Genomic DNA, 21,292 nt, shown 5'->3' on the forward strand with positions numbered 1-21,292 from the left:
CTCGCTGCCTAAGGGTTTCGCTTAGTGATAACCGTCCTCATGGGTGACCTTGCCGCGGAACACGTAGTAGCTCCAGAAGGTGTAACCCAGGATGAACGGAATGATGAACAGCGTACCCACCAGCATGAAGCCCTGACTTTGCGGCGGTGCGGCGGCGTCCCAGATCGAGATCGACGGCGGCACGATGTTCGGCCACAGGCTGATGCCCAGACCGCTGTAGCCGAGGAAGATCAGCACCAGGGTCAGCAGGAACGGCATGTAGTTGGCATTGCGCGCCACAGCGCGGATCAGGCCGTACATTGTCACCAACACCAGAATCGGCACCGGCATGAACCAGAACAGGTTCGGCATGCTGAACCAGCGCGAAGCGATTTCCGGGTGTGCCAGCGGTGTCCACAGGCTGACGACACCGATCACCGCCAACAGCACGAATGCCAGTGGCCGCGCCAGATTGTGCATTTGCTCTTGCAACTTGCCTTCGGTTTTCATGATCAGCCAGGTGCAGCCGAGCAAGGCATACGCCACCACGAGCGCGGCGCCGCAGAACAGGGTGAACGGTGTCAGCCAGTCCAGTGAGCCGCCGGCGAACTGCCGATTGACCACCGGCAAGCCGTCGATGAACGCGCCCAGCGCCACGCCCTGGAAGAACGTCGCCGCCACCGAGCCGCCGATAAACGCCTTGTCCCACAAGTGGCGCTTGTCGTCCTTGGCCTTGAAGCGGAACTCGAACGCCACGCCGCGGAAGATCAATCCGATCAGCATGAAGATCAGCGGCAAGTACAGCGCCGACAACACCACCGAATAAGCCAGCGGGAAGGCGCCGAACAACGCCGCGCCGCCCAGTACCAGCCAGGTTTCGTTGCCGTCCCAGACCGGCGCGACCGTATTCATCATTACGTCACGGTCGACTTTGCCCGGGATGAACGGGAAGAGAATCCCGATGCCCAGATCGAAGCCGTCCATGACCACGTACATCATGATGCCGAAGATGATGATCACGGCCCAGATCAGCGGAAGATCAATACCCATGGCTCAAATCTCCTTGGTCAGGCTGGGGGTGTCGTGATCGGCATCGGCCGAATCGTCGGCGGCGGACAACGGACGCGCCGGAGTACGCTGCTTGCCTGGACCACCGTCCGGCGTCTCGGCGCCTTCGCTGATCTTCGGCCCTTTGCGCACCAAGCGCATCATGTAACCGAGACCTGCGCCGAACAGGGCGAAATACACCACCACAAACATGATCAGGGTGATGCTCATCTGCATGAAGCTGTGGTTTGAAGACGCATCCGCCGTGCGCATCAGTCCGTAGACCACCCACGGCTGACGACCGATTTCGGTGGTGAACCAGCCAGCGAGAATCGCGATCAGGCCGGAAGGCCCCATCCACAATGCCAGATAGAGGAATGGGCGCGAGGTGTAGAGCGTGTCGCGTTTACGCAGCCACAGGCTCCACAGCCCGGTGAAGATCATCAGGAAACCGAGGCCGACCATGATCCGGAACGACCAGAACACAATGGTCGAATTCGGCCGGTCTTCCGGCGGGAATTCCTTGAGCGCCGGCACCTGTTTGTCCAGCGAGTGAGTGAGGATCAGGCTGCCGAGGTACGGGATTTCCACGGCAAATCTGGTTTTTTCTTCTTTCATGTCCGGCCAGCCGAACAGGATCAGCGGCGTCGCTTCGTCGCCCTTGTTTTCCCAGTGACCTTCGATCGCGGCGATTTTCGCCGGCTGATGTTCGAGCGTATTCAGGCCATGGAAGTCGCCGATGACGGCCTGGATCGGCGCGACAATCAGCGCCATCCACATCGCCATCGACAGCATCGTGCGGATCGCCGGATTGTCCTTGCCGCGCAGCAAGTGCCAGGCCGCCGAAGAGCCGACGAAGAACGCCGTGGCGACAAACGCAGCCGTTGCCATGTGCATCAGACGATAAGGGAACGAAGGGTTGAAAATGATTGCCAGCCAGTCGGTGGGGATTACCTGACCGTTGACGATCTCGAAGCCCTGCGGAGTCTGCATCCAGCTATTGGACGCGAGAATCCAGAACGTCGAAATCAGCGTGCCGATGGCCACCATGACGGTGGAAAAGAAGTGCAGCCCACGTCCTACCTTATTCCAGCCAAACAGCATCACCCCGAGGAAACCGGCCTCAAGGAAGAATGCCGTGAGCACTTCATAGGTCAGCAACGGCCCGGTGACGGCACCGGCGAAGTCCGAGAAGCGGCTCCAGTTGGTGCCGAACTGGTAGGCCATGACGAGCCCCGAGACCACGCCCATGCCGAAGTTGACGGCAAAGATCTTCGACCAGAAATGGTAAAGGTCACGGTAGGTGTCGTTATGGGTTTTCAGCCACAAGCCTTCGAGCACCGCGAGGTAACTCGCCAGGCCGATGGTGATGGCCGGGAACAGGATGTGGAACGAAATGGTGAACGCGAACTGAATTCGGGCGAGATCGAGTGCCTCTAAACCGAACATAAGTCTTCCTCTGTCAGGTAATACCGGCTTCGGGGCTTGTGGCCCCTGCGCCTACTGCCCCCACGGATATGGAGTGCGGCGAATTCTGATTCGTTCTTTTTTAACAACCATCGCAACGCAGGGAGTCTGGCCAACGGGCCACCAGAGCATGGCCCGGGAGGGTCTTGATCTGGATCAAGCAACGTTGAAAGAGTAGTCCCATTTCCGACGAACAACTGCGTGGTCGTTTGCCGCGTGACAAGTTGCCTCATCGGCGCGGCAATGCTCTGCAATGGATTTCTTGCGGCGAGCTGGAGGAAATCGATGTCTGGCTAACTAAATTTTTTGTCATAGCAACTTCCTGTTACAGACTGGTGATAACCTCGCGGTTCCCCTCGAGCCAGACCTGCCTTCAGATGCCCAGCCAAGAGCCCCTGCTGTTACGTCACCATCGTCCGTTTCTCGCTTTCTGGTTCGCGCGGATCTTCACCGCCAGTGGCTTTCAGATGCTCACTGTGGCAATTGGCTGGAACCTCTACCAATTGACCGGCAACGTCCTCGATCTGGGTCTGGTCGGGCTCGTCGAATTCGCCCCGCGTGTGCTGTTCATGCTGCACACCGGGCATGTCGCTGATCGTTACGACCGGCGCAAAGTCGCGGCGATCTGTCAGTCGTTGCAGGCATTGATCGCCCTGGCGCTGGCCATCGGCAGCGCCACCGATCACGTCACCCGCGAGATGATCTTCATCCTCGCCTTCCTGCTCGGCGCGGCGCGTTCGTTCGAGATGCCGACCACCCAGGCACTGCTGCCGAGTATTGTGCCCAGCGCACTGTTCCCACGGGCGGTGGCAGCGGCACAATCGGCGCAACAGTCGGCAACCATCGTCGCCCCGGCGCTGGGCGGCTTGCTCTATGCATTCGGCAGCGTCTGGGTCTATGGCCCGACTGTGCTGCTTTACGTCATTGCCTGCACCTTGATGCTCAACCTGCCCGCGCGACAGACGCCGTTGAACAAAGGCAAAGCCACGCTGGATTCGTTATTGGCCGGGATTCGCTTCATTCGCAGCCGCCCGGACATTCTCGGTGCTATTTCGCTGGATTTGTTTGCGGTACTGCTCGGCGGCGCCACGGCGTTGCTGCCGGTATTCGCCAAGGACATCCTGCTGACCGGGCCGTGGGGCCTCGGCCTGCTACGTTCGGCACCGGCGGTCGGCGCACTGGGGATGTCGCTGTTCCTCGCCCGATTTGCCGTAGAACGCAACGTTGGCCGAGTGATGTTCACGGCGGTCGGGGTATTTGGCGTTGCGACCATCGCCTTCGGCCTGTCGACCTCGTTCTGGTTCTCGCTGGCGGTGCTGGTGGTGCTCGGCGCGGCGGACATGATCAGCATGGTCATCCGCGCCTCTTTCGTACAATTGGAAACCCCCGACGAAATGCGCGGCCGGGTCAGCGCGGTGAACGGGTTGTTCATCGGTGCTTCCAATCAGTTGGGCGAATTCGAGTCCGGTGTCACCGCTCACTGGTTCGGTACTGTCCCAGCGGTGGTCATGGGCGGGATCGGCACGCTGGTGGTGACCGGGACGTGGATCAAGTTGTTTCCGACGCTGGCTAACCGGGACCGGATGCATGTGCCGGTGGAAGAGGTGAAGGTCTGACAACCTCCAAAACACAAAATAACTGAAAAGGTGCGGTACATAGTTACCGCACCGAGTGTAATGTATCGCCTTACACTCCAGCCCATGATCAAATCCTTTCAGCACAAAGGCCTTCGAGGCTTCTATGAAACAGGTTCGACTCGCGGGATTCGTGCCGACCACGCAAAACGGCTGTCGCGCATGCTGCAGTTCATGGATCGCGCTACGATTCCCGCAGAGCTAGACCTTCCGGGTTGGCGCCTGCATCGATTGAAAGGTGAACTGACGGAGTAAAGGTCGCTGAGCGTTTCAGGCAACTGGCGAGTGATCTTTCGTTTTGTCGGTTCGGATATCGAACTGGTCGATTATCTGGATTACCACTGACAGGAGGCAGGCTCATGCCCATGCACAACCCGCCACACCCCGGCGAAACCCTGCTGATGGATGTTTTGCCCGAGCTTGGCATCAGCGTGACCGAATTGGCCCGACACTTGGGCTTCGCGCGCCCACATCTTTCCCGTGTACTACACGGACATGCGCCAATCAGCCCGGATCTGGCTGTGCGTCTTGAGCGTGCTGGCATTGGCAAGGCGCGTGTGTGGCTAGGCGTACAAACCGACTACGATCTGTGGCAAGCGGAGCATCGGGAGCAACCGGTTATCGAACTGATCGCTGTCCACGCCTGACACCTCCAGCCACTACAACTCCCCCGCCACTTTTGCCCGCAAGGCCTTGCCGCCGAGTTGCTCGACCAGCGTCAAGGCAAACTCCAGCGCAGCGCCTGAGCCTTGTGCGGTGACGCAGTTGCCGTCGACCACCACCGGTTGATCAACAAACGTACAGCCCGAGAGTTGATGGCTGGCGCTGGGCAGGCAGGTCATGCGCCGCTGGCGCAGCACGCCGAAGGATTGCAGGGCGATGGCCGGGGATTCGGCGATGGCGGCGAACAGGCGGCCGGCACTGGCCTGATCCTTGACCAGTTGTTGCAGCGGTTGATGCGCAGCCAGGTGTTGCGAACCGACGGCGCCGCCGGGCAGTACGATCAGGTCGAAGGTTTGCGCCAGCACGTCGACCAGCATGCCATCGGCGGTCAGGCGTGTGCCACGGGCGCAGGTGAGCATGCGTCGCCCTTCAATACTGGCGGCCACCACCTCGATGCCGGCCCTGCGCAGCACGTCGATCAGGGTCACGCTTTGCAGATCATCGATGCCCTCGGCGAGGGTAATCAGGGCTCTAAAGGTCATGGGCGTTATCCGCTGGGTGATCTTCCAAGCGTAGACAGATTTGTCCGGCCCTGTTCGCAGACAGCCGTTACTTGATGTAAAGCTGGGTCGACATCGTATTGCGTGGCGCGTTGATCGAGGTGTTGCTGAAGGTGAAGGTACCTTCCTGTTTGCCCGCCAGATCGAAGGTATAAAGAGAACCGACGGTTTTTTTGCCGGGAGTGCACTCGGTCAGGTTGCCGTTATCAAAGGCACAGACCGGCGCTCGGGTGCCGTTCACCTCGAAACCGTCGAGGGTGGCATGCGGCTGGCTCTGGCCGTATCCGACTTCCAGTACATAGACCTTGATGCTCGGCCCACTATGATTGCATTGGGTCTGCGTCTGGCCACCGGCAATGTCCTCCAGGCCACAGGCCGGCGATTGCACCTTGATCACTTTCACTTGGGTCAACGGCTCCGCCGAGGCCGCCAGCGCTACCGGCGTCACGGCCATCAGTGCGGCAATCAAACCCAAAACCTTCATCCAGCACCTGCTCATGCGCTTCCCGTCCCGAAAAAATCAGCGCGCAGTATGGCGCAGTTGGCTTCTAGGCAAAACTTCGCCGACGATCGACACCAACAACCGCCATATTCCTCACGCTGCTGGTATGATGCGCGGCTTTTTCCGGCCCACCACAATTTTCCAGGCGCTTGCGATGGTCTGTGCTTTGCTGTTGAGGTCGATACATTCACGGCGCCACGCGCGCCACGGGGAGCAGACATGCTGGAAAGGCTGTTTCAACTCAAGGCACACAACACCAACGTGCGCACCGAGATTCTGGCGGGCATCACGACTTTCTTGGCCATGGCCTACATTCTGTTCGTCAACCCGAGCATTCTCGGTGAGACCGGCATGGACAAGGGCGCAGTGTTCGTCGCTACCTGTCTGGCCGCCGCGATCGGTTCGACGATCATGGGCCTGATCGCCAACTACCCGATCGCCCTTGCGCCGGGCATGGGTCTGAACGCCTTCTTCACCTACACCGTTGTCCTGCACATGGGCCACACCTGGCAAGTGGCGCTGGGCGCGGTGTTCATCTCGGCGGTGTGCTTCTTCCTGCTGTCGATCTTCCGCATCCGTGAATGGATCATCAACAGCATCCCGCTGCCGCTGCGCTCGGCGATTGCTGCCGGTATCGGCCTGTTCCTGGCACTGATCGCCCTGCACAACGCAGGTATCGTCGTCAGCAACCCGGCGACCATGGTCGGCCTTGGTGACCTGAAACAACCTGCACCGATTCTCGCCACCCTCGGTTTCGCCCTGATCGTCGCCCTCGAAGCATTGAAAGTGCGCGGTGCAGTACTGATCGGCATTCTGGCAGTGACCATCATTTCCATCGCCATGGGCGTCACCCCGTTCAACGGCGTGACCTCGATGCCACCTTCGCTGGCGCCGACCTTCATGCAACTGGACATCAAAGGTGCGCTGGACATCGGTCTGGTCAGCGTGATCTTCGCGTTCCTGTTCGTTGATCTGTTCGACAACTCCGGCACCCTGATCGGCGTCGCCAAGCGCGCCGGTCTGATGGGCAAAGACGGCCACATGCCGAAAATGGGTCGCGCGCTGATCGCCGACAGCACCGCGGCCATGGCCGGTTCGTTGCTCGGCACGTCGACCACCACCAGCTACATCGAATCCGCGGCTGGCGTGAGTGCGGGCGGGCGTACCGGTCTGACGGCCATCGTCGTGGCGATTCTGTTCCTGCTGGCACTGTTCTTCTCGCCACTGGCGGCCAGCGTTCCGGCGTTCGCCACCGCGCCGGCACTGCTGTTCGTCGCCGTGTTGATGACTTCCGGCCTGGCGGAAATAGACTGGGACGACATCACCGTCGCCGCGCCGGTCGTGGTGACCGCGCTAGCCATGCCGTTCACTTATTCGATCGCCAACGGCATCGCGTTCGGTTTCATCGCCTGGACCGTGATCAAGTTGCTGTCCGGCCGCGCTCGTGAGCTGAACCCGGCGCTGGTGATTCTGTCGATTCTGTTTGTGATCAAGTTGGGTTGGTTCAACGCATGACATTCGATTCCCAGGCTTACGCCGAGCAACTTGAAGCCAAGGTCACGCGTTTGCGTGATCTGCTGGCGCCGTTCGATGCCCCCGAGCCGACCGTGTTCGACTCGCCGCTGCAGAACTTCCGTCTGCGCGCCGAATTCCGCCTGTGGCGCGAAGGTGGCGAGCGGCATTACGCGATGTTTTCTCAGGACGACAAACGCACGCCGATCCTCATCGAAGCGTTCCCGATTGCCAGCCTGCGCATCAACCAGTTGATGCCGCAATTAAAGGCTGCCTGGCAGGCCAGTTCGGCGCTGAGCCACAAGCTGTTTCAGGTGGAATTCCTGACCACGCTGGCCGGCGATGCGATGATCACCCTGTGCTATCACCGCCCGCTGGACGAACACTGGCACGCGGCAGCAACCAGGTTGTCGGCGGATCTCGGTGTGAGCATCATTGGACGCTCGAAGGGTAAGCGCGAAGTGCTTGGCCTCGATTACGTGGTCGAAAAACTCGAAGTCGGCGGTCGCACCTTCAGCTATCGCCAACCGGAAGGCGCATTCACCCAGCCGAACGGCACGGTGAACCAGAAGATGCTCAACTGGGCGTACGAAGCACTCGGTGACCGCACTGACGACTTGCTGGAGCTGTATTGCGGTAACGGCAACTTCACCCTGCCGCTCGCGACCCGCGTGCGCAAAGTGCTGGCTACCGAAATCAGCAAGACCTCGGTCAACGCCGCACTGAGCAACCTCAGCGAAAACGCTGTGGATAACGTCACTCTGGTGCGTTTGTCCGCCGAAGAACTGACCGAAGCGCTCAACGACGTGCGCCCGTTCCGTCGCCTGCAAGGCATCGACCTGAAGAGCTACGAGTTCGGCAGCGTCTTCGTCGACCCGCCGCGCGCCGGCATGGACCCGGACACCTGCGAGCTGACCCGACGTTTCGACAACATCCTGTACATCTCCTGCAACCCGGAAACCCTGGCGGCCAACATCGCCCAGTTGCACGACACGCACCGCATTACCCAGTGCGCGTTGTTTGACCAATTCCCGTGGACGCATCACATGGAATCGGGTGTGTTGTTGACTCGCCGTTGATTGCGGGGAGCTGACACAAGAAAGCCGTCGTGATTGACGGCTTTTTTGTGGGTGATGATTTTTGTTTGTGCGATCACCGAACATAAAATGTCGAGGTCAACTACGTCCAATTGACCAATGTAACCATCTAGTACATTTTATCTCCACAGGCTGAAATCCTCGGCCAAAGCCAAAAACAATAAGTGGAGTTACCCCTCATGCCCCCTATCGTTCTGGTGCTCAACGGCCCGAACCTGAACCTGCTCGGCACCCGCGAGCCGGCGACTTACGGTCACGAAACCCTGGCGGATATCTCGGCGTTGTGCGGTCGTGCGGCTGAAGAATTCGGCCTGGCCGTGGAGTTTCGCCAGACCAATCACGAAGGCGAACTGCTCGACTGGATTCACGCTGCCCGTGGCCGTTGCGCCGGGATCGTGATCAATCCGGCCGCGTGGACGCATACTTCGGTGGCGATTCGCGACGCACTGGTGGCCAGTGAATTGCCGGTGATTGAGGTACACCTGTCCAACGTCCACGCCCGCGAGCCGTTTCGTCATCACTCGTTTGTCTCGGCGATTGCCACGGCGGTAATGGCCGGGTTTGGCAGTCATGGCTATCGCCTGGCGCTGGAACATTTCAGCCAGCGGCTGAAGGGGTAATGCGCATGTCTCGCTCTAACGTAATACTCGCCGGGCTGATCGGCGCCGGCATTCAGGCCTCGCGCACGCCGGCGCTGCATGAGCACGAAGGTGATGCCCAAGGCCTGCGTTATCTGTACCGACTGATCGATCTCGATCAACTGAAAATGGACAGCACCGCCCTGCCCGACCTGCTGCTGGCGGCCGAGCGGATGAACTACACCGGGCTGAACATCACCTTCCCGTGCAAGCAGGCAATCATTCCGCTGCTTGATGAGTTGTCGCCGGAAGCCAAAGGTATTGGCGCGGTGAACACCGTGGTGTTGAAGGACGGTAAACGTGTCGGCCACAACACTGACTGCCTTGGATTCGCCGAGGGTTTTCGCCGGGGGCTGAAGGACGCTGCCCGCGAGCGCGTAGTCCAGATGGGCGCCGGTGGCGCAGGCGCAGCAGTGGCCCACGCATTGTTGAGCGAAGGCGTACAGCAACTGACTATTTTCGATGTCGATCGTGAACGCGCTGAGAGTCTGGCGAACAATCTCAATCAGCATTTCGGCTCGGGTCGCGCCGTGGCCGGGCAAGATCTACCGAGTACGCTGAATCAGGCCGACGGGCTGGTGAATACCACGCCAATGGGCATGGCCAAACTGCCGGGCATGCCGGTGCCGGTCGAACTGCTGCGCAAGGAATTGTGGGTGGCGGAGATTGTGTATTTCCCGCTGGAAACCGAACTGCTGCGCAACGCCCGCGCGCTGGGTTGCCGGACGCTGGACGGCGGCAACATGGCGGTGTTTCAGGCAGTGAAAGCGTTTGAATTGTTCAGTGACGTGGTGCCGGACGCGCAGCGGATGCTCGCGCATTTTCAAAGCATGAATGGCTGAATTCTTTCCCCCTGCTCGCGAAGGCTTACGGCCAGCCAATACATCTGTTGACTGACACACCGCTTTCGCGAGCAGGCTCGCTCCCACAGGGGGAATGTGTCAGGCCTGCAGGTAGCGCAGCACCGATTCGCAAATCATCTCGCGATGCCGCTGTTTGATGCTTTCATCCGGCAGATCGATCTGAAAGATCTCGCCAAATGTGTGCCGGTTCGACACGCGATAGAAGCAGAACGAACTGATCAGCAAATGCACATCCAGCGCATCCAGCCCCACACGGAAAACACCTTCAGCAGCACCACGACGCAGTATCTCGCCGAGTGAATCGAGGATGGTGTTGTTCATCGCTTTGATCGCGTCGGAACGCTTCACGTATTCGGCGTTGTGGATGTTTTCGATGCTGACGATGCGCACGAAATCGACATTGCGGTCGTGGTGATCGAAGGTAAATTCCACCAGACGCCGAATCGCCTCTACCGGCGCCAGCTCGGCCAGGTGCAGACGGTTTTCGGTGCTGCGGATGTCACCGTAAAGCTTTTCCAGCACCTCGACGTACAACTGCTCCTTACTGCCGAAGTAGTAATAGATCATGCGTTTGGAGGTGTGGATTCGCTCGGCGATCGCATCGACGCGAGCCCCAGACAAGCCTTGCTGGACGAACTCGACGATCGCCTCCTGCAAGATGTTCTCGCGGGTCTTTTCCGGGTTGTTCTTGCGACTCTTGCGCGGCTCTACAGTGGAAACTTCAGAAGCTGCGGAAAGTTCTGTATTCATCGTCATTGCGGGCTCACGGCCATCACTGCACAGGCGGCGATTATGGGCTGCGCAGCACAGTGAAGGAAGCCGCGCGGCCCGTGTTTAATCCCGCGTTTACGAATTTCCTACAACTTCGCCTGGCGCACGGCACCACTGCGAGATTTGGCCATCGCCGCCAGGCGCACCGCGACGTTCGCCGCGCCATACCCGGCATAGCCATTCTTGCGCTGGATGATCTCGAAGAAGAAACGCCCTTCAAACGGTTCGGTGTAGACGTGGAACAGCTCACCGCCCTGGGCATCACGGTCGTACAGAACGTTGTAATACGCCAGTTCACTGAGAAACTCGTCGTCAAAATCGAAACGCGCTGCAAGGTCGTCGTAATAGTTGAGCGGAATATCCAGTAGCGGCACGCCGGCTTCTTTGGCGCGACTGACTTCGGCGAAGATGTCGTCACAATCGAAGGCGATGTGGTGCACCCCGGAGCCGCGATAACTCGACAGCGCGTGGGAGATGGCGGTGTTGCGGTTCTCGGAGATGTTCAGCGGCAAGCGGATCGAACTGTCGCGGCTACGCAAGGCGCGGCTCTTCACCAGACCATACGGATCAGGCAGCACCACTTCATCGTCCGCTTCGAAATCCAGCAGGCTCTTGTAGAACAGCACCCAACTGTCGAGGCTGTCGGCCGGCAACGCCATGGCCATATGATCGATACGCTTGAGACCGCCACGGGCCGGCGCGTCTGCCAGCAGGTTGAAATCGGTGCCGTAGACGTCGGCCTGTTCATCCACCAGATAAATCAGGCTGCCGTCCGGCGCGCGCACCGCCGCCAGTTCCAGTTCGTTGGGGCCGACCAGTCCACGATAGGGCTGACCTTTATAGGCGACAGCACGGGCCAAGGCACTGGCGCTGTCCTTGACCCGCACAGCCGTGGCACACAGCGACGGGCCGTGAGCCTCGAAGAAGCTGTGGGCAAAGGAATACGGTTCGGAGTTGAGGATCAGGTTGATGTCGCCCTGACGCAACAGACTCACGCTCTTGGAACGATGCTGCCCAGCCTTGACGAACCCCAAGCGTTCCAGCCAGTTCGACAGTTTGGCGCCGAGGCTTTCATCGACGGCAAACTCGAGAAACTCGATGCCGTTGTACTCGCTGGCCTTCGGTGTTTCGAAAAGGATTTCGCGATTGGCGACAGGTGTCGCTTCCTGCTCAAGACGCTGACGGGTTTTCTCTTCCAGATACAGCAGTGAACGTAAACCGTCGGCGGCATTGGCCCGTGGCGGCGCGGCGCGGAAGCCATCGTTGAAAATTTCCAGCGACAGTGGCCCGGTGTAACCGCTCTGGATGATCGGCGCGAGGAAGCCCGGCAGATCGAATTCGCCCTGTCCCGGGAAGCAACGGAAATGCCGGCTCCACTCCAGCACGTCCATCTGCAGAATCGGCGCGTCGGCCATTTGCACAAAGAAAATCTTGTCGCCGGGAATGTCGGCAATGGCGCGGGGATCGCCCTTCAGCGACAACGTATGGAAGCTGTCGAGCAACACACCGAGGCTCGGGTGATCGGCCTGACGCACGATGTCCCAGACCTGTTGATAAGTATTCACGTGACGGCCCCACGCCAGCGCTTCGTAACCAATGCGCAAGCCGCGCGCACCGGCATGCTCGGCCAGCAGGCGCAGGTCATCGACGAGAATTTGTTGATCACCGACGCTGTCGGCCGAGGCGTTACTGCAGACCAGCACCAGGTCGGTGCCCAGTTCCTGCATCAGGTCGAACTTGCGTTCGGCGCGCTCAAGGTTGCGCGCCAGGCGATCACGGCGGCAGCCTTCGAAATCGCGGAACGGTTGAAACAGAGTGATGGCGATGCCGAGATCGGCGCACATCTGTTTAATTTCCCGCGGGCTGCCGTCGTAGTACAGGAGGTCGTTTTCGAAAATCTCCACCCCGTCGAACCCGGCGGCGGCGATGGCTTCGAGTTTTTCCGGCAGGGTGCCGCTCAAGGAAACGGTGGCAATGGAACGCTGCATGTTTCAACTCCCGGACTGCGCCGCTTTATCTTTACTGTAGGAGCCGCCGCAGCCGGCAATCGTTTGATCTTTATTGCTGAAAAGCAAAATCAAAAGATCGCAGCCTTCGGCAGCTCCTACACAGGATGATTTTTATAGTGGGGGAAATTATTGGCTGCATCGATCGTGGCAGCAATTTAAAGTGTACTACCCGGTTAGTTTTGCGTGCGATTATCGAACACAATGGCGGTTTGGCGAATTGACGATTTTTCGTCCACTGCCCAACATCGACTGCACATTGAGTCCGGATCTGAACCACCGGTCGCAGCGTGCAAGTAACAAGCACACCAAATAACAAATCCAAAAACGGGTGGAACACATGATTCCTTCACAGACTTCCCGCATGGCTCCGGCCATGAGCACTGCCACGGGTGGCATCGGCGACAAGATCCGCGGCGCCATGGCTGTCGGCAAGACCCGTTGGGGCATGCTGGCGCTGGTGTTTTTCGCCACTACCCTGAACTACATCGACCGCGCCGCCCTCGGCGTCATGCAGCCCATCCTCGCCAAGGAAATGAGCTGGACGGCGATGGATTACGCCAACATCAACTTCTGGTTTCAGGTCGGCTACGCGATCGGTTTCGTCCTGCAAGGTCGCTTGATCGACCGGGTCGGCGTCAAGCGCGTGTTCTTCTGCGCCGTGCTGCTCTGGAGTCTGGCCACCGGTGCCCACGGTCTGGCAACGTCAGCCGTTGGTTTCATGGTCTGCCGGTTTATCCTCGGCCTGACTGAAGCGGCGAACTACCCGGCCTGCGTGAAAACCACACGCCTGTGGTTCCCGGCCGGCGAACGTGCGGTTGCCACCGGCATCTTCAACGCCGGCACCAACGTCGGTGCGATGTTCACGCCGATGCTGCTGCCACTGGTGCTGCACGTCTGGGGCTGGCAAGCGGCATTCCTGTGCATGTCGGCACTGGGCGGGATCTGGTTGCTGTTCTGGGGCTTGAAGTACTTCAACCCGGAAGATCATCCTAGCGTTAAGCAGTCCGAACTGGACTACATCCAGCAAGAAGTCGAACCGGAACAGGCCCGCGTGCCGTTCTCGAAAATCCTGCGGATGCGCGGCACCTGGGCCTTCGCCCTCGCCTACTCGCTGACCGCGCCGGTGTTCTGGTTCTATCTGTACTGGCTGCCACCGTTCCTCAATCAGCAATACAATCTGGGCATCAACGTCACCCAGATGGGCATTCCGCTGATCATCATTTACGTCACGGCTGACTTCGGCAGCGTCGGTGGCGGCATTCTGTCTTCGTTCCTGATCGGTCGCGGGATGAACTCGATCAAGGCGCGGCTGCTGTCGATGTTCCTGTTTGCTTGCTGCATCATCGGCGTGATCATGGCCGCCGGCTCAGCCAACCTGTGGGTGGCAGTGGCAGCGATTTCCCTGGCCATCGGCGCACACCAGGCGTGGACAGCAAACATCTGGAGCCTGGTGATGGACTACACGCCCAAGCACATGATGAGCACCGTGTTCGGTTTCGGCGGCATGTGCGCAGCGATCGGCGGGATGTTCATGACCCAGATCGTCGGCCACATCCTCACCGTCACCAACAACAACTACACCGTGTTGTTCACCCTGATTCCGGCGATGTACTTCATTGCGCTGACGTGGATGTATTTCATGGCACCGCGCAAGATTCCTACCGTCACCGAATAACCTGACCACTTGATTGGCCCCTTGTGGGAGCGAGCTTGCTCGCGAATGCGGACTGACAGTCGAAACAAATGTGACTGACATACCGCTTTCGCGAGCAAGCTCGCTCCCACAGTTTCTTGTGTTGTCAGCTCAACGGCGGCTCTGCTGCCACGCTGCCGCCAGTCCGCTGCAACAGATCACCGCGATACCAATGATCGTCAGCAGACTCGGCGTGTGATTGAACAGCAGCCAGCCCAACAACCCGGCAAACACAATCTGGCAATAACCGAACGGCGCCAGCAGTGCCGGAGCGGCATGGCGGAACGCCTGGGTCAGAAACAAATGCGCGGTCATCCCGCAACTGCCCAGCGCCAGCATCAACCCGGCATGGGTCAACGTCGGCACCTGCCAGAAGAACGGCACCAGTGCACTCATCACCAGCGTGTTGCATAACCCGGCGAAAAAGTTGCTGGTGGTCGGGCTGTCCACCTCGGCGAGCTTGCGGGTCAGCAGTTGATAAAAGCAGAAAAACAGCGCCGAGCAGAACGGCAGCAACACCGCCGGAGTGAACAACTCACCGCCGGGGTGGACGATGATCAGCACGCCGATAAAGCCGCAGATCACCGCGATCCATTGACCTCGAGTCACTCGCTCCTTGAGCAGCGGCACCGACAATGCGGTCACCAACACTGGCGCAAGAAAGTTGACCGCCGTGGCTTCCGCCAACGGGATGTACAACAACGCGGTGGTGAAGAACAGGCTGGTGCCGAGCAGGCACAGTGCCCGAACCAATTGCCATAACGGCTTCTTGGTGCGCAGGACACGCAACCCGGATTGCGGCAGAAAAATCCCTGCCATCAGCAGTGTGTGCACCAGATAGCGCGCCCAGACCACCATCACGATCGGATAAAAACCGGACAGGTATTTCGACAATGCGTCGTGACTGGAGAACAGGAAGGTTGCCACGACAATCAGCAAGATCCCCTTGAAGGGTTGGTTGACACCGGAGAGCGGGGTGCTGACAGTCATTGGTTATCCCTGTTTGAACAACAATACGGTGGCGAAGGGGATCGCGCGGCGGTCGCCGATTCGGGACGGCTACGCAGTCCACTGGGAGCAAGCTCCCTCGCCACAAAAAAGACTCACAGTCGCGCCAACAATTCCCGCGTCCTGTCGATCGCCATCTGCGCTCGCTCCAATCCGCTCACGCCCTGCTCGAGCAGTTTTACCGTGGGAATTTCCAGACTCAGTGGAATATTAGTCGGCAGCGCTCGCAGCAACCCGAGCAGATCGCAATCACCCTCGCCGGGAAACCGCCGCTCGTTGCGCGCCTGACGCAAGATCTCGGCCATGTCTGACGGCCTCGGCCCCGCTACATCACATAATTGCGCATAACGCAGACGCGACACTGGCACTCCAGCCAGATCCTCCAAGCGTGACGCCGAACGATCAAAGTGGAACGCATCGACCAGCACCGCAGCGTTTTCCCGATCAGCGTTTTCGACCATTCGCAGCGCTTGTTCGAGGTTGCGCGCATCAGTCCAGGGCATGAACTCCAGATGCGGGTGCAGCCCGTAAGGCGCGGCCAGATCGCAAAGCGCCGCAAAGTTATCGGTGAGCCGCTGTTCGTCAGGATCGTTACCGGCGACCAGCAATTCGGTAGCGCCAAATTCCGCACCGACCGTAAGAAGTTTCTCGAAATCGGCGACGTCGGTTTGCGGCTTCAGACGCAGGATTTCCACGTCGAGCACGAGGATGCCGGTGTCGCGCAGCCGCTGCAAAGTCTGACGGCGCAATTCAGCATCGGCGACCAAAGGGAAATGATGCTCCTCGGGCGTCGCCGGTTCCAGGCGCAGGCCGACATGGCTGTAACCAGCATGTGCCGCCACTTCGACCATTTGCGGTGGCGACAACTCCAGCACGGTGAGGCTAGCCAGAGACAGGATTCGTTCGTTCATGTTCAAGCCTCTATCAGCGCAGGGGTGCAGGCACGGCCGGTGGCGGCGGCCTCGCGAATCGCTTCGATCAGCGCCAAAGTGCGCGCAGCGTCGGCCGCACTCACCAGCGGCTCGACTTCATGCCGCGCCACGCGTACGAAATGCAGTAACTGCAAGCGTAAAGCGTCGTCACCGCCGTAGGATTCTTCGACCATCAACAAGGGCTCATGCCAACCGGCGTCGAACTGCTCAGCGGCATAGTGCCAACGCTTGAGCTGCGGAATGCTCAACGCTCCGGCGGTTCCGGCCAGCAGATAGCACGGCTGATCCGCATGACGTGGATACACCGGGTTCTCGCCGGAATCCAGCTCCCAACTCCACGGCGCGGCGACCGCGTCGGAACCGCTCAATGTGCCCAGTGTGCCGCCTTCGAATCGCAGCAACACCGCCGCACTGTCTTCGTTGGCGAAACCGCGCACGGCGTTGTCGGTGATCGCTTGCACCGAGCGTACTTCACCGCACAGATGCCGTAATAGATCGAGGTCGTGAATCAGGTTGGTCAGCAACATCCCGGCGCCCGGTTCACGGCGCCACGGGATCTCGAAATAACTGTCCGGTTTGCGCAACTGGAACAGTGCAGTCACCGTGATCAGCCGTCCAAGCGCCCCGCTCTGCACCAGCTCATGAGCGCGAACGATCAGCGGATTGTGGCGCCGATGATGGCCGACCAGCACAGGCACGCCGCTGCTTTTGACCGCCGCAACCAGTTCGCGCACTTCATCCAGGTGCACGCCGACCGGCTTCTCCAGAAGCACCGGCACACCCGCCGCCAGACAATCGAGCGCCGTGCTGACGTGTTGATTATTCGGATTGGCGACGATCACCGCGTCTGGCCGGATTTGCTCCAGCATCTGACGATGATCAGCGAAATGCCTTACACCCCATTCCGCCGCAAGCCCTGCTGCTTGCGACCCGGGATCCGCCACCGCGCACAGCGTTGCTTCGTTGAGGGTTTGCAGATGCCGATAATGTTGCTGGCCCATGTTGCCGGCGCCGATCAGGGCGATTCGAAGGGGCGAATTCAAGGTGCGGTCCTTTTGTGATTGTTGTTGGAATATCACTCCAGCAACAATTTAGAACCGAGTTCCAGAATCAAACACCCATCCATTCTAAAACCGTGCGAACACCGCACAACTTCGTGAACAACAAAAATCCCCTGTAGGAGTGAGCCTGCTCGCGATAGCGGAGTGTCAGTCGCCGTTAACGTTGGCTGACATACCGCTATCGCGAGCAGGCTCACTCCTACAGGGGGTCTGTGTGAACTCGGATTAGATAAACAGTTCTGAGGCCAGGCTTGCTGCTGATAATTCTTCGGTGAAGGTCAGCAACAGCGGTGCCAGCTCATGCAACCGCGCCCCCGGCATCCGCGCACTTGGCCCGGCAATACTCAGTACACCGATCACCCGACCATCCGTTGGATGCCTCACCACTGCCGCAATCGCTGAAGTCCCCACTGCCGAACTTTCTTCGACACAGGCATAACCCTGCTCACGAGCCAGACGCAGCCGTTCCAGCAACTCGATATTTGAACGCGGCGCATTCGGCCCGACACCCACCGGCACCTCCGCCGCCTGCCGCTCGACCAGTGACAACGCCTCGGCGTCGCTCATGCACGCCAGCCACGCATGCCCCGACGCGGTGTAGAACAGCGGCGCGTCGCGGCCCATGTCCGGGTCGTAACGCAGACCGGTGCGCGCGCCTTGTGCCTTGGCGATCCAGGTCTGGCGCTCGCCATCGATCACGCCCAAACGCACCAGTTCGCCGGTTTCCTGCGCCAGTCGGTCGAGCACCGGCTGGACGATATCGGCACCGCAGCTCGACAGGTATTGAAAGCCCATAGCGACCAGTTTGGTCGACAAGTGATAGCGCAACGTTTCCGCATTCTGCCTTACATAGCCCAACCGAATCAGCTCGGCGAGCAAGCGGTGTGTTGCACTCTTGGGGATATCCAGCTGCTCGGCGAGCGTCTGCATCGGCAGCCCGCGCGGATCACTGGTGAGGCTTTCCAGCACGCTGAAAACCCGTTCGATTTGACTGCCGGCCATGGAGACGTCCAAAGAAATTTTGCCGATTCTAGAAGACATTGGCGGCAAAGCGAAATCTGGAACCGGCTGTTCGATAACCGCCCATTTTATAGGCTCAAGGCTTGTAGAGTCGTCGCGACACTGGTTATTTTCTGGAATCAAATTCCAAAAAAAACTTACTGCCGGAGCGTTGTTTGATGTCTGCCGAACACCCTGATATCGACTGCGACGTATTGGTCGTCGGTTCCGGTGCCGCCGGTTTGTCGGCCGCCGTGACTGCCGCGTGGCACGGTTTGAAAGTCATCGTTGTCGAGAAAGATCCGGTGTTCGGTGGCGCCACTGCCAGGTCCGGTGGCTGGGCGTGGGTGCCGTGCAATCCACTAGCGCGTCGGGCCGGGATCATCGAAGACATCGAACAACCGCGCACCTATTTGCGCCATGAACTGGGCGAGCACTTCGACCCGGCGATGATCGACGCTTTCCTTGAAGCGGGACCGCGCATGGTCGCGTTTTTCGAGCAACACACTGCGCTGCAATTTGCCGATGGCAATGCCATTGCCGACATTCATGGCGACACGCCGGGTGCTGGCACCGGTGGCCGCTCGGTCATCGCCGCGCCTTACGATGGACGCAAGGTCGGACGCTTGCTCAAGCGCCTTCGTACAACGATGCGCGAAACGTCCTTCATGGGCATGCCGATCATGGCCGGCGCCGATCTGTCGGCGTTCCTCAATCTGACCCGTTCACTGAAAGCCGCATGGCATGTCACCCGGCGCTTTACCCGACATTTGCTAGACCTCGCGGTCCATGGCCGGGCCATGCAATTGGTCAACGGCGTGGCGTTGATTGCACGATTGGCAAAATCCGCCGAAGACATCGGCGTGTTGCTCTGGGAATCGGCACCCGTGACAGCGTTGCTGCGTGAAGGCGCTCGCGTCTCGGGCGCTGTGGTCAACACAGACAAAGGCCCGATCCGCATTCATGCACGCAAAGCCGTAGTGCTCGCCGCCGGTGGTTTTGCCAATGACATCGAGCGGCGCAAAGCCCTGTTCCCGCGCACGCCGACCGGTCACGAGCATTGGGCGCTGCCGCCGCTGGCCGTCGACGGCGATGGTTTGCGCCTGGGCGAAAGCGTCGGAGCGCGGGTCAATGCCGATGTGGCTTCGCCCGTGGCGTGGGCGCCGGTGTCGCAAGTGCCACATTCCGACGGCAGCATCGGCCATTTCCCACACATCATTGAGCGCGGAAAACCCGGAGTCATCGGTGTACTGAGTAACGGCCAACGGTTCGTCAACGAAGCCAACGGTTATTACGACTACGTCAGCGCCATGGTCGCTGCTGCGCCGGAAGGTGAAGAAGTCGCCTCATGGCTGATCTGCACGCGCGCCTTTCAACGGCGTTATGGACTGGGCATATCGCGGCCATTTCCGCTGCCAGTGTCAGATTTTATCCGCAGCGGCTATCTGAAAAGCGGCAACAGTATTGAAGAATTGGCCCGCGCCTGCGGCATCGATCCGAGCGGATTGCGCCACACCCTCGACGATTACAACCGCCATGCCCGTCACGGCGAAGACCCGTTGTTCGGTCGCGGCGCAACACCCTACAACCGCAAACAAGGTGATCCGGCAAACCTTCCCAACCCCTGCGTTGCCCCAATAGACACTGGCCCGTTCTACGCCGTGAAAGTCCAGCCGGGCTGCTTCGGCACCTTCGCCGGGCTCAAGGTCAACCCGCACGCGCAAGTACTGGATGCCCACGAACAGCCCATCGCCGGCCTCTACGCAGCCGGTGGCGACATGGCCAGCATCATGGGCGGCCACTACCCGGCGGGCGGTATCAACATCGGCCCGGCGCTGACTTTCGGTTACATCGCCGCCCGGCATATCGCCGGTATGACTGCTTTCGAACAGGAGATCGACCATGCAGCACATCGTTAATGCCCAAGGTTTGAACATGCCGAAACTCGGCCTCGGCACCTGGCCGATGCTCGGCGACGAATGCACTCGCGCCGTGGAGCAAGCGCTGGAATTGGGATATCGACACATCGACACAGCGGCGGCCTACAACAACGAGGAAGCCGTCGGACAAGCACTGGCGAATACCCCGACACCGCGCGAGCAAATTCACGTCACCACCAAAGTCTGGTGGGATCAGCTGCAACCCGACGCGATGCGCCATTCCATGGACCGCAGCCTTACCGCGTTGCGCAGCGACTACGTCGACTTGTTCATGATCCACTGGCCGAGCACCGACTGGGACCTGCCACGCACCCTCGAGACATTGGCTTCGTTCAAAAAACAGGGGCTGGCACGCAACATCGGCGTGGCGAATTTTCCGCTGCCATTGCTGCGCAAAGTCGTCGAAGACTATGGGATTGCTCTGTCAGCGATTCAGGTCGAATACCACGTCCTGCTCGGCCAAAACGCCCTGCTCGACTACGCCCGCGAACACAACCTGGCGCTGACGGCCTACACCCCGCTGGCGCGCAACAAGGTCTCAGACATCCCGCAGATGCAACAGATCGCCGAAAAGCACGGCGTGCTGCCGACTCAGGTCGCACTGAAATGGCTGCTGGATCAGCCCAACGTCGCGGCGATTCCCAAGGCCAGCAGCCGGGCCAATCAACTGGCCAACCTCGCATCGCTGAAAGTTGAACTGGATGATGAAGACCGCGCATTGATTGCAGCACTACCGAAAAACCAACGTCAGGTCAGCCCGGATTTCGCCCCGGAGTGGGATGCCTTTGATCGCTGATTGATAATCCAGCGATAGAAATCCTGCGCGGGATTGAATTTGCCGCGCGCCAGACCGTCAATAACAGGCCCGACCTCGTCAGCACGAGGCCGGGCCTGTTTGCGTGTGGCCAATAGACGGA

The 21,292-nt window shown here is 59.7% G+C and carries 19 protein-coding genes and 1 pseudogene; 10 read left to right on the plus strand and 10 right to left on the minus strand.

Annotated elements, in window-relative coordinates; genetic code table 11:
* Positions 1–21: 21 nt before the first annotated feature.
* Positions 22–1,029 carry a cytochrome d ubiquinol oxidase subunit II gene (cydB, locus tag CLU80_RS09225; protein ID WP_093434736.1) on the minus strand — a complete coding sequence of 336 codons (1,008 nt, stop codon included), beginning with the start codon at positions 1,027–1,029 and terminating at the stop codon, positions 22–24.
* A gap of 3 nt (positions 1,030–1,032) precedes the next feature.
* A complete protein-coding gene (locus CLU80_RS09230; RefSeq protein ID WP_093434734.1) occupies positions 1,033–2,475 on the minus strand; it encodes a cytochrome ubiquinol oxidase subunit I in 1,443 nt (480 codons plus the stop codon).
* A 395-nt stretch (positions 2,476–2,870) separates the two neighbouring features.
* Here CLU80_RS09230 and CLU80_RS09235 point away from each other — a divergent pair, with 395 nt between their 5' ends.
* From CLU80_RS09235 to CLU80_RS09245, 3 genes and pseudogenes are all read left to right on the plus strand, one after another.
* Positions 2,871–4,109, plus strand: coding sequence for an MFS transporter (locus CLU80_RS09235; protein ID WP_007909739.1), 1,239 nt, complete (start codon positions 2,871–2,873; stop codon positions 4,107–4,109).
* Between the two features lie 84 nt (positions 4,110–4,193).
* Positions 4,194–4,472 (plus strand): annotated as a pseudogene (locus tag CLU80_RS09240) (type II toxin-antitoxin system RelE/ParE family toxin).
* Between the two features lie 14 nt (positions 4,473–4,486).
* Positions 4,487–4,774 (plus strand): HigA family addiction module antitoxin, encoded by a 288-nt coding sequence (locus CLU80_RS09245; protein WP_095048728.1) that lies wholly within the window; start codon positions 4,487–4,489, stop codon positions 4,772–4,774.
* A 12-nt stretch (positions 4,775–4,786) separates the two neighbouring features.
* On the opposite strand, the gene CLU80_RS09250 is transcribed toward CLU80_RS09245, so the two are convergent.
* Positions 4,787–5,332, minus strand: a complete 546-nt coding sequence (locus CLU80_RS09250; RefSeq protein WP_099757235.1) for a DJ-1 family glyoxalase III — start codon at positions 5,330–5,332, stop codon at positions 4,787–4,789.
* Positions 5,333–5,399: 67 nt separating this feature from the next.
* Complete coding sequence (locus CLU80_RS09255) at positions 5,400–5,834, minus strand: DUF4879 domain-containing protein (protein WP_414925457.1); 435 nt, start codon at positions 5,832–5,834, stop codon at positions 5,400–5,402.
* Between the two features lie 237 nt (positions 5,835–6,071).
* Here CLU80_RS09255 and CLU80_RS09260 point away from each other — a divergent pair, with 237 nt between their 5' ends.
* The 4 genes from CLU80_RS09260 to CLU80_RS09275 all read left to right on the plus strand — a co-directional run bounded on the left by CLU80_RS09260 (position 6,072) and on the right by CLU80_RS09275 (position 9,941).
* Positions 6,072–7,367 (plus strand): NCS2 family permease, encoded by a 1,296-nt coding sequence (locus CLU80_RS09260; RefSeq protein ID WP_099757237.1) that lies wholly within the window; start codon positions 6,072–6,074, stop codon positions 7,365–7,367.
* Positions 7,364–8,443 (plus strand): tRNA (uridine(54)-C5)-methyltransferase TrmA, encoded by a 1,080-nt coding sequence (gene trmA / locus CLU80_RS09265; protein WP_099757238.1) that lies wholly within the window; start codon positions 7,364–7,366, stop codon positions 8,441–8,443. Before CLU80_RS09260 ends, trmA begins: the two co-directional genes overlap by 4 nt.
* Positions 8,444–8,640: 197 nt before the next feature.
* Positions 8,641–9,081: a type II 3-dehydroquinate dehydratase gene (gene aroQ / locus CLU80_RS09270; RefSeq protein WP_008084592.1), complete on the plus strand. Its 441-nt coding sequence runs from the start codon at positions 8,641–8,643 to the stop codon at positions 9,079–9,081.
* A 5-nt stretch (positions 9,082–9,086) separates the two neighbouring features.
* Complete coding sequence (locus CLU80_RS09275; protein ID WP_093434969.1) at positions 9,087–9,941, plus strand: shikimate dehydrogenase; 855 nt, start codon at positions 9,087–9,089, stop codon at positions 9,939–9,941.
* A gap of 99 nt (positions 9,942–10,040) precedes the next feature.
* On the opposite strand, the gene CLU80_RS09280 is transcribed toward CLU80_RS09275, so the two are convergent.
* Both CLU80_RS09280 and quiC read right to left on the minus strand, forming a co-directional pair.
* Positions 10,041–10,718: a TetR/AcrR family transcriptional regulator gene (locus tag CLU80_RS09280; RefSeq protein WP_093434710.1), complete on the minus strand. Its 678-nt coding sequence runs from the start codon at positions 10,716–10,718 to the stop codon at positions 10,041–10,043.
* A 101-nt stretch (positions 10,719–10,819) separates the two neighbouring features.
* Positions 10,820–12,721 carry a 3-dehydroshikimate dehydratase QuiC gene (gene quiC / locus CLU80_RS09285; protein ID WP_099757239.1) on the minus strand — a complete coding sequence of 634 codons (1,902 nt, stop codon included), beginning with the start codon at positions 12,719–12,721 and terminating at the stop codon, positions 10,820–10,822.
* A 358-nt stretch (positions 12,722–13,079) separates the two neighbouring features.
* Here quiC and CLU80_RS09290 point away from each other — a divergent pair, with 358 nt between their 5' ends.
* Positions 13,080–14,417: an MFS transporter gene (locus tag CLU80_RS09290; protein ID WP_099757240.1), complete on the plus strand. Its 1,338-nt coding sequence runs from the start codon at positions 13,080–13,082 to the stop codon at positions 14,415–14,417.
* A gap of 129 nt (positions 14,418–14,546) precedes the next feature.
* Here CLU80_RS09290 and CLU80_RS09295 read toward each other — a convergent pair whose 3' ends face one another.
* From CLU80_RS09295 to CLU80_RS09310, 4 genes are all read right to left on the minus strand, one after another.
* On the minus strand, positions 14,547–15,425 hold the full coding sequence (locus CLU80_RS09295; protein ID WP_034153813.1) for a DMT family transporter: 879 nt from the start codon (positions 15,423–15,425) through the stop codon (positions 14,547–14,549).
* Positions 15,426–15,538: 113 nt separating this feature from the next.
* The gene (locus CLU80_RS09300; RefSeq protein WP_099757241.1) at positions 15,539–16,354 is read right to left on the minus strand and encodes a sugar phosphate isomerase/epimerase family protein; all 816 of its coding nucleotides are present in this window, start codon (positions 16,352–16,354) and stop codon (positions 15,539–15,541) included.
* Positions 16,355–16,356: 2 nt separating this feature from the next.
* Positions 16,357–17,418 (minus strand): Gfo/Idh/MocA family protein, encoded by a 1,062-nt coding sequence (locus CLU80_RS09305; RefSeq protein ID WP_099757242.1) that lies wholly within the window; start codon positions 17,416–17,418, stop codon positions 16,357–16,359.
* Positions 17,419–17,661: 243 nt separating this feature from the next.
* A complete protein-coding gene (locus tag CLU80_RS09310) occupies positions 17,662–18,438 on the minus strand; it encodes an IclR family transcriptional regulator (protein WP_099757243.1) in 777 nt (258 codons plus the stop codon).
* Positions 18,439–18,614: 176 nt separating this feature from the next.
* Between CLU80_RS09310 and CLU80_RS09315 the strand changes: the two genes are divergently transcribed.
* Together CLU80_RS09315 and CLU80_RS09320 are read left to right on the plus strand one after the other, a co-directional pair.
* A complete protein-coding gene (locus CLU80_RS09315) occupies positions 18,615–20,354 on the plus strand; it encodes an FAD-dependent oxidoreductase (protein WP_099757244.1) in 1,740 nt (579 codons plus the stop codon).
* Positions 20,338–21,171: an aldo/keto reductase gene (locus tag CLU80_RS09320; RefSeq protein WP_099757245.1), complete on the plus strand. Its 834-nt coding sequence runs from the start codon at positions 20,338–20,340 to the stop codon at positions 21,169–21,171. Before CLU80_RS09315 ends, CLU80_RS09320 begins: the two co-directional genes overlap by 17 nt.
* Positions 21,172–21,292: the final 121 nt, after the last annotated feature.

This window comes from Pseudomonas sp. 29, from assembly GCF_002754355.1.
In the GTDB taxonomy this organism is placed as follows: domain Bacteria; phylum Pseudomonadota; class Gammaproteobacteria; order Pseudomonadales; family Pseudomonadaceae; genus Aquipseudomonas; species Aquipseudomonas neuropathica.

Bases quoted from the DNA above. Each gene is read 5' to 3' on its own strand.
- cydB (WP_093434736.1), bottom strand. From the start codon at position 1,029: ATGGGTATTGATCTTCCGCTGATCTGGGCCGTGATCATCATCTTCGGC.
- CLU80_RS09230 (WP_093434734.1), bottom strand. From the start codon at position 2,475: ATGTTCGGTTTAGAGGCACTCGATCTCGCCCGAATTCAGTTCGCGTTC.
- CLU80_RS09235 (WP_007909739.1), top strand. From the start codon at position 2,871: ATGCCCAGCCAAGAGCCCCTGCTGTTACGTCACCATCGTCCGTTTCTC.
- CLU80_RS09245 (WP_095048728.1), top strand. From the start codon at position 4,487: ATGCCCATGCACAACCCGCCACACCCCGGCGAAACCCTGCTGATGGAT.
- CLU80_RS09250 (WP_099757235.1), bottom strand. From the start codon at position 5,332: ATGACCTTTAGAGCCCTGATTACCCTCGCCGAGGGCATCGATGATCTG.
- CLU80_RS09255 (WP_414925457.1), bottom strand. From the start codon at position 5,834: ATGAAGGTTTTGGGTTTGATTGCCGCACTGATGGCCGTGACGCCGGTA.
- CLU80_RS09260 (WP_099757237.1), top strand. From the start codon at position 6,072: ATGCTGGAAAGGCTGTTTCAACTCAAGGCACACAACACCAACGTGCGC.
- trmA (WP_099757238.1), top strand. From the start codon at position 7,364: ATGACATTCGATTCCCAGGCTTACGCCGAGCAACTTGAAGCCAAGGTC.
- aroQ (WP_008084592.1), top strand. From the start codon at position 8,641: ATGCCCCCTATCGTTCTGGTGCTCAACGGCCCGAACCTGAACCTGCTC.
- CLU80_RS09275 (WP_093434969.1), top strand. From the start codon at position 9,087: ATGTCTCGCTCTAACGTAATACTCGCCGGGCTGATCGGCGCCGGCATT.
- CLU80_RS09280 (WP_093434710.1), bottom strand. From the start codon at position 10,718: ATGACGATGAATACAGAACTTTCCGCAGCTTCTGAAGTTTCCACTGTA.
- quiC (WP_099757239.1), bottom strand. From the start codon at position 12,721: ATGCAGCGTTCCATTGCCACCGTTTCCTTGAGCGGCACCCTGCCGGAA.
- CLU80_RS09290 (WP_099757240.1), top strand. From the start codon at position 13,080: ATGATTCCTTCACAGACTTCCCGCATGGCTCCGGCCATGAGCACTGCC.
- CLU80_RS09295 (WP_034153813.1), bottom strand. From the start codon at position 15,425: ATGACTGTCAGCACCCCGCTCTCCGGTGTCAACCAACCCTTCAAGGGG.
- CLU80_RS09300 (WP_099757241.1), bottom strand. From the start codon at position 16,354: ATGAACGAACGAATCCTGTCTCTGGCTAGCCTCACCGTGCTGGAGTTG.
- CLU80_RS09310 (WP_099757243.1), bottom strand. From the start codon at position 18,438: ATGGCCGGCAGTCAAATCGAACGGGTTTTCAGCGTGCTGGAAAGCCTC.
- CLU80_RS09315 (WP_099757244.1), top strand. From the start codon at position 18,615: ATGTCTGCCGAACACCCTGATATCGACTGCGACGTATTGGTCGTCGGT.
- CLU80_RS09320 (WP_099757245.1), top strand. From the start codon at position 20,338: ATGCAGCACATCGTTAATGCCCAAGGTTTGAACATGCCGAAACTCGGC.